The sequence below is a fragment of the Bradyrhizobium sp. UFLA06-06 genome, assembly GCF_054820065.1.
Window position 1 is genome coordinate 1 of the sequence record NZ_JADFUD010000117.1, and the last position, 11,599, is coordinate 11,599.

Consider the following 11,599-nt stretch of genomic DNA (forward strand, 5'->3'; position numbering starts at 1 on the left):
GGATTGCAGCGCGACGAGATAGGGGTAGACCAGTCGCTCAAAAACCGGAATGAGCGAGATCATCGCACCGATAATCAAGCCTGCGGCGCAGCCGAGCACAAAGCCGCTCAGGACCTCGACCAACGTTGCCCAGAGATGCGGCCAGATCATTCCGCTCGTGACCAGCGCATACAGCCTGAACACTATCGAGCTCGGGGCGGGAAGCACGATGGGCGAGACCGCGAATAGGCGGCAAACGCCTTCCCAGAATGCGATCACCGCTACGGCGACGGCGATTGACTGCAACAGGTGGGCTCGCGATGGGGTCATTGGACTGCTCATAGCGATGTCGTCGTCAAGGATTGTGCTCCGAAGATATTCCGGATGTGATCGCAGATCTCTCCGAAGCGTGGAGTTGCCATTGTCTGCAGCGTACGCGGCCGGCCAACGTCGACGTCGATGATCTCGGATATCCGGCCCGGTCGCGGCGACATGACCACGACACGGTCGCCGAGCAGTACCGCCTCCGGGATGCTGTGAGTGATGAAGATGACGGTCTTCTTTTCTTCGGACCAGACCCGCATCAATTCCATGTTCATCGCTTCGCGCGTCATTGCATCGAGCGCGCCGAACGGCTCATCCATCAGCAGGATCCGCGGCTCGCGCATCAATGCCCGGCAGATCGAGACACGTTGCTGCATGCCGCCGGACAGTTCGAAGGGGTACTTCTGCGCGAAGTCCTTCAGCCCCATGAATGCCAGCAGGCGCTCGGCGCGCCTTACCGTCGCTTCCGATCGATCGCTCTTGAGGTGTGCCGACAACAGGACATTGGCCAATACGGTGTTCCATGGCAGGAGCGTCGCTTGCTGGAACACCACGCCGACGTCCGGGCGCGGCCCAGTGATCTGTGTCTGGTCGCATTGAATGACGCCTGACGATGCGCCTTCGAGACCCGCGAGGATGCGTAGCAGCGTCGTCTTGCCGCACCCACTCGGACCAACCACCGAAATGAACTCGTTCTCCTGGATATCGAGATCGACGTTTGTGAGCGCGTTTACGGTTTCGCCGGAACGCGTCCTGAACCATTTCTCAAGACCAGCGATGTGAATCATCGGCGGTTTCGATCCGCCAGCGTTCGGAACCAGAGCGCCATATGCGCCACCCTCCACCTTAACTTTCAAAGCAATCATTGTTTCCTTCCCACAGGGCTGACAGTCGCTCTCGAGGGGAGCAAGAACTACGCCAAGGCGCCACATGCGCCGCTTTCTATTTCTGTTGACTATTCAGTTAACTGAATTTTTGAATTTGTCCAGCGTGAAATTTGGGCTGCCTTGATCGCGACAGGATCGCCCGATCGCGCGCTTATGTTGAGATGCTCGTGGAGCCGGTCGCCGCCAGTGATCGCACGTACATTCGAGTTTGCCGCAAGAGGCATCCGGAATGCCCTCGCCTTGCGCTCTGGCGGTTGGGCAGCTTCAACTTCCAATGTTGCCAGCATGGTGATCTGCTGCGGGCGAGCTGGCGCGCCACAGTTCGCTGGTTCCGCTCAAGAGCAGATCTTGGCGAGCGGATCGAGGGCCTTAGACCGAGATGGACCTCTACGTAGACCCTGCCAGCTGCACTCTTTTCAAGCGTCTCGCTTGATGCACGATCATGAAATGCCTTGTAAGAAGCAGCTCATCTTCCTTCGAACAGGGTGAAACGAATGCTTAGCCAGGGGTCTCTGCGAGCGCTTTGACGTTTGATTTCCGTTCTAACGCCGCGCCGGGATCCAACACGCAATACTGCAGGACGAGATTCGTAACGTGCTTGAGCCAATGTTCTCGCGACGATGCTGAGCTCAAGTCCTTATTGAGCGCATTTTCCAGCGTGTATTGGTTGGAGAGGTAATGATAGCACAGCGACGAGAGTGTCAGATACACGACTGCGGGGTCCAAACCGGAGCGAAAGATTCCATCTCGACTGCCGCGTTCCAGGACGAAACTGAGAGTTTCAACGAGCGGATTGTAGAGCTCCCGGATCCGCTTCGACTTGCGAATATACTTTCCGCGGTGCTTGTTCTCTTCGTTCAGGAGGCGGATCGCATTCGGATTGCTCTCGAGCGCAACGAAAGTGTGCTCGATCAGCTGCTTCAGCGCGAGCACAGGATCACTCGCGCGCACGGAAAGGTCGCGCTGTTGATTACGAAAATCCTCGTACATTCGCTCAAGAGCGGCAACAAACAAGCCCTCTTTGGATTTGAAGTAGTAATACAGCATGTTCTTGCTGAGGCCGCATCGCTCCGCGATACGGTCAACCCGCGCGCCCTCGAACCCGATGCGAGCGAATTCTTCGATCGCCAGCTTCAAGATCTTCTCGCGTACGCGAGCCGGATCACTGCTACGACGCGCCAAGACGCGGCTCCCTTCGTCTACAAGAGCAATACCTTGGAAGCATTCATTTCGCCAACGGCCTTTGCATTCACCGACGCTCAGGCTGGGGACGCTCCCATTTTGCTGCACGAACAGAGCGCAACCGCACCCGAAAATCAAATGCAAAATGACTAGGTTTTAGCGTGCGATGCCTCCGCCTCCTCGACCAGTTGCCAGATCCGCGGCGGCGACAGCGGCAGCTGCATCGGTTGAACATTGAGATGGGACAGCGCGTCCGCCACCGCGTTGGCCATAAGCCCCCCCACCGGAATAAGCCCACCCTCGCCGGCGCCCTTGGCACCGAGCGGGTTGTTCGGGCACGGCCTGAGCTCAAGCGTCACCGAATCCAGTTTCGGAAAGTCCGAGGCGGTGGGCAGCAGATAGTCGGCAAAAGAGCCCGTCAGGAGCTGTCCTTCGTCGTCATACACCAAGTGCTCGAGGAAGGCGCCGCCGAGGCCTTGAACCATCGAACCGATAGCCTGACCGTGCAGGGTCAGCGGATTTATCATGCGGCCAACATCCTCGACCGACATGACCTCCATCACCTTGACATGACCCGTGCCTGGATCGACGGCGACGTGCGCAGCTTGTGTGCCATAAGCCCAGGTATATTTTTTATTGAGGAATTCGGCCTCGACCTCGAGGGGGGCTTCCGACAGATCCGCAAACGAAAGCTGGTTCCCATCGAAGCTGGCGCGTTCGCTATCGACGATCACTTCCTCCGGCTTGCAGCCGAGCCGCTCCGCTGCCGTTTTCCTGATCAGCTCCTTGAGTTTTTCGGCGCCCAACAGAATGGCCGAGCCGCCCATCACGGTCGAGCGAGAGTGATACGCCCCGTAACCATCTTTTACATAGGCGGTCGATCCATGGAGGATCGTTATCTTGTGGTAAGGCATCTCCATCGCGTCGGCCGCGATCTGGGCCATGATGGTTTCCAGGCCCTGCCCCACCGAGGATGATCCCATATACACCGACAGCGCACCGTCAGTCTCCAGCACCAGACGCACTTCTTCCTTCGGCCCCGCCGCGCCACCCTCGATGAAGCTGCCGATCGCGATACCGTGGTAGTAACCGTCGATCAGCTTGCCGCTCAGCTTTTTCTTTTCTTCCCAGTCGAACTCTTTCAAGCAGCGGTCAAAAACGGTGTGATAATCGCCGCTATCGAGCTCGGTCGAGCTGTCGTACGGCGTGATCGAAGGCAACGGATAAGGCATTTGCGCGTCGGCCACCAGATTGCGACGACGCAGTTCGATCCGATCGATCTTCAAGTCCTGGGCGGCCAGATCGATCATGCGTTCGCGGACGAAATCGGTCTCGTAGCGCCCTGGGCCGCGATAGGTACCGCACGGCGTCTTGTTGGTGGTCAGCATCGAGCTCTTCAGGTCGACATGCTCCATGCAGTATGGACCACACATATATTGCGCGATATTCCGTGGACCGACCGATCCGTTGGTGCGCACGTAGGCGCCGATATCCGACCAGATTTGTCCACGCAGGCCTATGAAGCGACCGTCACGCGTCGTCGCGAATTCGACGTCGCATTCCATATCGCGCGCGTGGTTGGCGCTCATGAGGTGTTCGCGGCGATCCTCAGTCCATTTCACCGGACGGCCTACGATGCGCGCGGCTGCAGGGATGAGGTAGTCTTCCGGGTAGAACTCGCCACGCGAACCAAAGCCGCCACCGACATCGACTTCGATGAGATCCACCGCCTCGATCGGCAGGTCGAGCTGGGCGGCAAGCGTGCGGCGGTTATGCCAGGCAGTCTTTGCCGCGCCCCACACCGTCAGTTTCCCGGCCACCGCATCCCATTCGGCCACGAAGCCTCGCGGCTCCATGAACATTGCGGCGTGGCGTTGGACCTTGAACGTCTCCCGGCGGATGTAGTCCGCGTTCTTGAACGCATCGTCGGCATCGCCGCGAAACGCCTTCCAGGTGATCGCGACGTTGGAACCATGATCTTCGAACAATACGGATCGCTTGGCTTCGGCATGCTCGCGATTGGCCACGGCTGGCAGCGGCTCGATATCCAAAACGATATGCTCCAGCGCATCCTCAGCCATCGCCGCGCTGTCGGCAATCACGACCGCGACAGGCTCACCGACATAGCGAACTTTGCCATCGGCGATCACCGGCTGATGAAACGTTTCGAGCTGCGGCAACGGCTGCAAGCGCAGCGGAATCCGCGGAACGTTGTCACCCAGATCCTTGCCGGTCAGTACGCGATGTACCCCCGGCAGCGCGAGCGCCGCGCTGCTATCGATCGATTTGATCAGGCCGTGTGCCGTCGAACTCCGCAAGATCACCGCATAAAGCTGGTTCGGCCGGTTGACGTCTGCGACGTACGTGCCCCTGCCGCGAAGCAGGCGCAAGTCTTCGACCCGCTCCATCGGGCGGCCAATATACGAGTTGGAGGCCTTCATCACTTGCTCCCGGGAACCTGGTAAGAACTGCGCGCTTCGAGCACGGCCTCGATGATCGGGACATATCCCGAGCATCGGCAGAGGTTGCCTGAAAGCACTTCTCGTATCCGCTCCTCGTCCGCATACGGCTCATGGCTCAACAGCGCATGCGCCGTGGTGATGAAGCCCGGCGTACAGAAGCCACACTGCAATCCGTGATGCTTGCGGAACGCGGTCTGCAATGGCGTCAGTTCATCTCCGGAAAGCCCCTCGACCGTTACAACTCGCTCGCCCTGTGCCTGGACTGCGAGCATAAGGCAGGAGCGGACGGCCTCATCGTTCACCAGCACCGTGCAAGCGCCGCAGACGCCGTGCTCGCATGCCAAGTGGGTACCGGTTTGGCCAAGATCGTCCCGGATGCAATCGGCAAGCGTGGTACGCGGTTCAACGTCGGCACTGACGGGTTTTCCGTTGAGGCTGAATTCGATCTTCATCTAAAACTCCTAAACGGCCGACTTCTTTAAACCGCGACTGAGCAGCGTCGCGACAAGGGCTGCACGGTATGCGCCAGGCGCATGAATGTCGCTCGGCGGATCGACGGTTTGCCGTGCCTTTGCCGAAGCCATCGCAATCAACTTATCGGTCAGCTGATTGCCATTTAGTACCGCTTCGACTTCGGCGAGCCGGATTGGCCGGTCGGCGATCCCAATCGCGCCGATATGCGCATCGGTGATGCGGCCGCCGCCATCGAGATCGTAATGAAGAGCAACGCCAGCCATCGCGAAATCGCCCTTGCGGCGCGCAAATTCGAGAAATGCCCACCGTCGTGCCGCCGGCCACGCCGGCAAATGCACCTCGGTGAGAATTTCGTCCGGCTCAAGGCTGGTCTCCAGCGGACCGGTGAAGAAATCCGCCGCCGCCTCGACGCGCGTGCCGGCGGGGCTGACGATCGTCATGCGCGCATCGCAAGTCAGGGCGACGCCGGGCATCTCGGCCGATGGATCGGCATGCGCCACCGAACCGCCCACGGTGCCGCGATTGCGGATCTGGTAGTGGGCAACGTGCTTGATGGCTTCGGCGAGCAGCGGATGGCTGACCGCGAGCCGCCGGTCATTTTCGATATCGCACCACCTCACTTTTGCACCCAGCCGGACGCCGTCCGCCTCGATCCGGATCGCAGCGAGGTCTTTCAGGTGCCTCAAATCCACGAGCAGCTCAGGAGCAGCCAGACGATATGCGAGCATCGGCATCAGGCTCTGACCGCCGGAAATCACCTTGGCATTTCCGTTGCGCGAAGCGAGAAGGCTGACGGCCTCAGCCAGTGTCGAGGGCGCGGCATATTCGAAAGCGGGCGGCTTCATTCTGTCTCCACCAATGCGCGATGGGCCGACTTACGGTCTGCATCGCGACCCAATAAGAACGAAAAGGAGCGCTCGCAATTCGCTCGGCCCAGCCATCGCCGGATCAGCGCTTCACGGCGTGACCGGACTATGTCTTATGTTGACTATATAGTCAACAAGCGAATAGGCTTTGGACGCAGCCGCACACGGCCCGTGGATCGACCTCACCGGAGCCAGCGCCGGCCAGAGGTACGAAAAGAGGCATTCGCCATGTTCAACGATACACCAGTGATCGCCATCGAGGAACACTATTGGGACCCCGAGATGGCGCGGCATTTCCCAGCCGGCGAGAACAACTCTCATGTGGCCGATCAGCTTACCGAGATCGGCGACACCAGGCTGCGCGCGATGGACGAGGCGGGAATCGACGTCCAGGTGCTCTCCCATGGAGCGCCGGCAGCCCAAAAGCTGCGGCCTGAGATCGCGGTCGACTTGACGAAACGAGTCAATGATCGCCTTGCGGAGGCGTGCGCCAGACATTCCGGTCGATTTTCCGCGTTTGCTGCTCTGCCGACACCGGTGCCCGAGCAGGCGGCGCGGGAACTCGAACGCTGCGTTAATGACCTCAAGTTCAAGGGCGCAATGATCCACGGGCTAACCAACGGCCTGTTCATCGACGACAAACGCTTCTGGCCAATCTTTGAGGTCGCCGAGAAGCTCGATGTGCCGATCTATCTGCATCCGTCGGTGCCACATTCCGAGGTCACCAAGTATTATTACGAGGACTATGCGCGCGATTTTCCCACGGTGATCCGGCCGGCTTGGGGATTTACCGTTGAAACGGCGACCGCGGCGATTCGGCTCGTGTTGAGCCGTGCGTTGGAAAAGTATCCAAAGCTGCAGATCATCCTCGGCCACTTTGGCGAGACCTTGCCGTTCTTGCTCTGGCGCATTGACCAGGCCTTGGCCCGCCCCGGTCAGGAAGGCTTGGGCTTCCGTAGGCAGTTCAGCCAGCATTTCCACGTGACCTGCAGCGGCTTCTTCTCGACGCCGGCGTTGACCTGCACCATGCTCGAGCTCGGCATCGACCGCATCATGTTCGCCGTGGATTACCCTTACGTCGACAATAAGGATGGAATGAACTGGATCCGAGAACTTCAGCTTTCGATCGACGACAAGCGTAAATTGGTCGGCAATAACGCCAGACGACTGCTCAAGCTGTAACTGGCGAACCAGCGAAGACACACGATGGTACGTCGACTGATGACCAAGCGGCCCGAGATCCCTTCCGATCTCCGCGTCCTGATGGCCGAGATTGGCCCAAAGTGGGCGAGCGACACCAAGGGCCATGTGAGGCTGATGGTGGAGGAGTTCAGCCGGGTGTTGAAGTCTTCACCGAAAGACGGAATCCGGGCCGAGACGGTGAGATATGGAACGCACGAACGCCAGGCGTTCGAGGTATTCCAACCGGCTGACGGCAGTTCCGCAACGCGGCCCGGTCTGATTTTTGTCCATGGCGGCGCGTTCACCGAGGGTAGCCGCCATCGCAGCACGGAGATATACGCGAACGTACTCTATTACTTCGCGCGCCACGGGATCGTCGGCATCAACGCCGGATATCGCCTGGCGCCCGACGCGCGGTATCCCGAAGCCACCCGGGACATCGCGGCCATCGTGCATTGGATGCGGAACAACGCGGCAAACCTGGGTGTCGACCCCAATCGGATATTCCTGATGGGACACTCCGCCGGCGGCGCTCATGTCGGAAGTTATGCCTATGATAGACGGCATCAGCCCGCGACTGGACACGGCCTCGCGGGCGTTCTGATCATCAGCGGCCGCGTACGGGCGGATGCGAGAGCGGACAACCCCAATGCCAGGCGTGTCGCCGAATATTACGGGCCCGACGTTTCGACCTATGACGATGTCTCGCCCGTTTCGCATGTCGATAGTTCTAGTCCGCCAACCTTCGTCGCGTGCTCCGAGTTCGAAAATCCGCTGATCGACGTATACTGCTTCGAGCTTGCCCACCGACTGGGGGCAGCGAAGGGGCATGCACCGCCGTTCGCCTGGATGAAGGGCCACAATCACACGTCGATCATCGCGCACTTCGACACCGCCGAGGACGTTCTGGGCCAGGCCTGCCTCGACTTTATCGCTGAAACGTGCGACGCGACCTCGGTTCAACTCGCCTGATGCAAGATCGCGTCACGGCCCCCTTTCGGAGGGCGTTCACCTGGTCCCCGGGCTTCTGCCTCTGCCGGAGCCCGATCGCGATCTGCTCAAGGCAGCCGAATGCCGGTGAATTTCGGCTGCGTGTATTCCTCGAACGCGTAGGGCAGCCCCTCGCGTCCAACTCCGGATCGACCGACGCCGCCAAAGGGATAATTGTCGAGCCGGAAGCGGCTCGCTTCGTTGATCCAGAGTGAGCCGACGTGGACTTCGTCGGACATCCGCAACGCGTTCGCGAGGCTTGACGTAAAGCACGATCCCTGCAGACCGAACTCACAATCGTTCGCTATGCGGATCGCATCATCGATATCGCTGGCGCGCATCACCACAACGACGGGTCCGAATACCTCTTCCCTGATCAACCGGGTGCCTACGGGCGGATCAACCACGATCGTCGGCGGAATTATGCAATCAACCACTTCACCGCAGGTCTCGACCCGACAACCGCGACCACGCGCGTCATCGATCATCGCGATGATCCTGGCCGCTGCGCGCGACGAGACGACTGGACCGAGATCGGTGTCAGGTAGCGTCGGGTCGCCCACTTTGAGGCGCTTTGCCGCATCAATGAAGCGTCGAAGGAATGCGTCGAATACTGACGCTTCCACAATGATGCGCTGCGTCGAGATACATTGCTGACCGCTCGCCTCGAACGACGACGGAACGATGCGCTTCACCGCATCTTCGAGATCGGCATCGGCAAGAACGATGTTTGGTGAGTTTCCACCCAGCTCGCCGATAAATCGCTTCGCGCCGGCTGCCCGGGCCAGCGCATCCCCTGCGGCAGTGCCTCCGGTCAAGGTGACGACATCGACATCGGAGTGAGCGGCCAAGCCAAGCGCCTCCTCGCGATCACCGGGAAGGACTTGCACCAGCCCCTCCGGAACGCCACCGGCGATGAAAGCCTTGGCGATTGCTCCAGCGATCTCCGTGCCTTCCAGGCATGGCTTGATGATGACCGCGTTGCCGGTAATCAGCGCGGGAGCAAGCTTTTGGACCAGGAGGTTCGAGGGCGCGTTAAACGGCGTGACCGCAGCCACCACGCCATACGGCACGCGACGAGTAAAGCCGAACAACCCCGCGCCGTTGGGCACCATGTCGACCGGCACCAGCTCGCCTTTCAAGCTGTGCAAATGCGTCGCACAGGCGCGGACAAACGCGACACTGCGTTTGACCTCCATTTCGGCTGCCTTACGGGGTTTGCCGATATGAGCGATGGTCATCTCGACGAGGTCGACGGCCACGCTCTCCATTGCAGCTGCGGCCCCGCTGAGCCATGCGGCGCGTTGATGGGCGGGAGTCCTGAGATACGTCCGGAACGCCGTTTTCGCTACCCGCACACTGCTCGCGAGCCGAGCCGGACCGCCAGGTCGTACGTTGAAAGCCACGCCGCCGCTGTAAGGGTTTCTCACAGGGAATAGCTGATCCATTGCGGACGCTGCCGTCGAAGCCGAGGTACCGACATCAGTCGTGGTCATCTTTTTCTTCCCGTTTGAGTGAAGCCGCCCAGAGCGCGACCTCGATCGCGCGGAGTTTTCCGAACGGCTTGCGTGCAGAAGCCGAAAGCTTGACACTATGTTGACTATATAGTCAACATGATTTGGAAATGCGTAATCGTCCGGGATTGGAGGCCATCATGAGGGTTGCGGTCATTGGTTTCGGGGCGATCGGAAGCTTTATCATCGAGCATCTGCAAGCCGATCCGTCCATCGAGGTGAGCGCGGCGTTTTCGCTCCCACGCCCCGAAGCGTGTTCAGTTCCCGTCGTCGACAGCCTTGAAGCTCTCCTGGCAACCAGCCCCGAACTGGTGGTCGAGTGCGCGGGTCACGGGAGCTTGCGCGAGGTTGGCGAAGCCATCCTCCGGCATGGAACGGATCTTCTGGTCGCTTCAGTCGGCGCGTTGGCAGATTCGGTACTTGAGCATGCGCTGCGAAAGGCAGCAGCGGATGGAGGCGGCCGCCTGCTGATACCAGGCGGCGCACTCGGCGGCATCGATGCGGTCAGCGCCGCTCGTGAAGCCGGCCTCGATTCGGTGGAATATTCCGGCCGCAAGGCGCCGCAGGCTTGGAAGGGTACCCGGGCGGAGCAATTGATCGATTTGATCTCCGTCAGGCAGGCGACCGCGTTTTTCGAATCCGATGCACGAACGGCTGCGCTTCAGTTTCCGCAGAATGCCAACGTCGTCGCGGCACTGGCGCTGGCCGGGCTCGGCTTCGAGAAAACGAAAGTGCGCTTGATTGTCGATCCTGCCGCCGACGGCAACAATCACTCGTTTGTGGCGCGCGGCGCGTTCGGCGAGATTTCGGCTTCGATTCGATCAGCGACCTTGCCGTCCAATCCGAAAACATCCGTGCTGGCGCCGTACAGCTTGATCCAAACTATCAAAAAGCGGGCCGGCCTGATCCTTGCGTGATCCGCCGGCCCGAGTTTAGCGCCATCCCCTCCGTCACAGAAAGGCTCAGGCGCTCGGGAGAAACTGGCTTCCTACGACGCCTTCAAGTGCTCATCGCGGCGCTTGTAGAGTTCATCATCCGCGTACCCCATCGTTTCGGGCTTGGCGCGACCGAGCATGACCTGGAAGTAGACGGGCTCGAGACTGTTGTTGTCGTAGCCGTGGATCACACCGGCCGGACAGGAAATGCATTCCCATGGACCCAGGCGTTTGCTGATCTTGCGGCCATCTTCGTCCTGCACGAAGACGTCGAGGTGCCCCTGCAGGACAAAGAATACTTCTTCGACCTCATGGGTATGAGCGGCATTGCCCTGCCCGGGAGGGACGAACATGATCGAAAGAGTGAAATTCCCGGGCGGGATCGCCGAGACGTCGTTGTGCTTGCCCGAGCCGCCAGCGCCGATGAAGCGGTGTTGCGCGCGCTTGAAGCCTTCGATCTTGGCGTCTTCGAATGCCGCCCAATCCGCGCGGCGGTCGGCATAACGCGCGACGTAGCGATCCATGATCTGCTCCAATGAAGCCGATTCAAGCTCCTTCGAGCGAGCGTGCCTTGCCGTAGCCATCTAGTTCTCCTGTCTTCAAAACAACCTGGTTTCGCCTAGCGTCGGCGGGCACCGGCCCAACCTTTCGCATATCGCCTTAGATGGAAAAGCCGACCGCAACTGGTGCCGCCGCGTCATCCAGGTTGTACTCTATGTTGACTAAATAGTCAACATAGAGGCAGACTGGCGGTCCTGCCGGAGCTGCTGCTCACCGCGTCGAGCCGCGCTGCCCTCTTGGATC

The 11,599-nt window shown here is 60.0% G+C and carries 12 protein-coding genes; 3 read left to right on the plus strand and 9 right to left on the minus strand.

Annotated elements, in window-relative coordinates; genetic code table 11:
* The 7 genes from IF803_RS41430 to IF803_RS41460 all read right to left on the minus strand — a co-directional run.
* A partial coding sequence (locus IF803_RS41430) for an ABC transporter permease (protein WP_461196049.1) occupies nt 1–285 on the minus strand: 285 nt, incomplete at its 3' end.
* A gap of 32 nt (nt 286–317) precedes the next feature.
* A complete protein-coding gene (locus IF803_RS41435) occupies nt 318–1,235 on the minus strand; it encodes an ABC transporter ATP-binding protein (protein WP_461196050.1) in 918 nt (305 codons plus the stop codon).
* 23 nt (nt 1,236–1,258) lie between these two features.
* Nucleotides 1,259–1,477, minus strand: a complete 219-nt coding sequence (locus IF803_RS41440) for a hypothetical protein (RefSeq protein ID WP_125459128.1) — start codon at nt 1,475–1,477, stop codon at nt 1,259–1,261.
* Between the two features lie 211 nt (nt 1,478–1,688).
* Nucleotides 1,689–2,372, minus strand: coding sequence for a TetR family transcriptional regulator (locus tag IF803_RS41445; RefSeq protein WP_461196051.1), 684 nt, complete (start codon nt 2,370–2,372; stop codon nt 1,689–1,691).
* A 149-nt stretch (nt 2,373–2,521) separates the two neighbouring features.
* The gene (locus tag IF803_RS41450; RefSeq protein ID WP_461196052.1) at nt 2,522–4,813 is read right to left on the minus strand and encodes a xanthine dehydrogenase family protein molybdopterin-binding subunit; all 2,292 of its coding nucleotides are present in this window, start codon (nt 4,811–4,813) and stop codon (nt 2,522–2,524) included.
* Nucleotides 4,813–5,286, minus strand: coding sequence for a (2Fe-2S)-binding protein (locus IF803_RS41455; protein ID WP_085970805.1), 474 nt, complete (start codon nt 5,284–5,286; stop codon nt 4,813–4,815). Before IF803_RS41455 ends, IF803_RS41450 begins: the two co-directional genes overlap by 1 nt.
* A 9-nt stretch (nt 5,287–5,295) precedes the next feature.
* A complete protein-coding gene (locus IF803_RS41460) occupies nt 5,296–6,153 on the minus strand; it encodes an FAD binding domain-containing protein (RefSeq protein WP_461196053.1) in 858 nt (285 codons plus the stop codon).
* Nucleotides 6,154–6,402: 249 nt separating this feature from the next.
* Here IF803_RS41460 and IF803_RS41465 point away from each other — a divergent pair, with 249 nt between their 5' ends.
* A complete protein-coding gene (locus IF803_RS41465) occupies nt 6,403–7,356 on the plus strand; it encodes an amidohydrolase family protein (RefSeq protein WP_461196054.1) in 954 nt (317 codons plus the stop codon).
* A 39-nt stretch (nt 7,357–7,395) separates the two neighbouring features.
* Entirely contained in the window at nt 7,396–8,328 is a 933-nt protein-coding gene (locus tag IF803_RS41470) for an alpha/beta hydrolase fold domain-containing protein (RefSeq protein ID WP_051003273.1), read from the plus strand.
* An 86-nt stretch (nt 8,329–8,414) separates the two neighbouring features.
* Here the strand turns inward: IF803_RS41470 and IF803_RS41475 are convergent, their stop codons facing one another.
* On the minus strand, nt 8,415–9,842 hold the full coding sequence (locus IF803_RS41475; RefSeq protein WP_461196055.1) for an aldehyde dehydrogenase family protein: 1,428 nt from the start codon (nt 9,840–9,842) through the stop codon (nt 8,415–8,417).
* A gap of 158 nt (nt 9,843–10,000) precedes the next feature.
* Here IF803_RS41475 and IF803_RS41480 point away from each other — a divergent pair, with 158 nt between their 5' ends.
* Complete coding sequence (locus IF803_RS41480) at nt 10,001–10,777, plus strand: aspartate dehydrogenase (protein WP_461196056.1); 777 nt, start codon at nt 10,001–10,003, stop codon at nt 10,775–10,777.
* Nucleotides 10,778–10,848: 71 nt separating this feature from the next.
* Here the strand turns inward: IF803_RS41480 and IF803_RS41485 are convergent, their stop codons facing one another.
* Nucleotides 10,849–11,319, minus strand: a complete 471-nt coding sequence (locus IF803_RS41485) for a cupin domain-containing protein (RefSeq protein ID WP_461196057.1) — start codon at nt 11,317–11,319, stop codon at nt 10,849–10,851.
* Nucleotides 11,320–11,599: the final 280 nt, after the last annotated feature.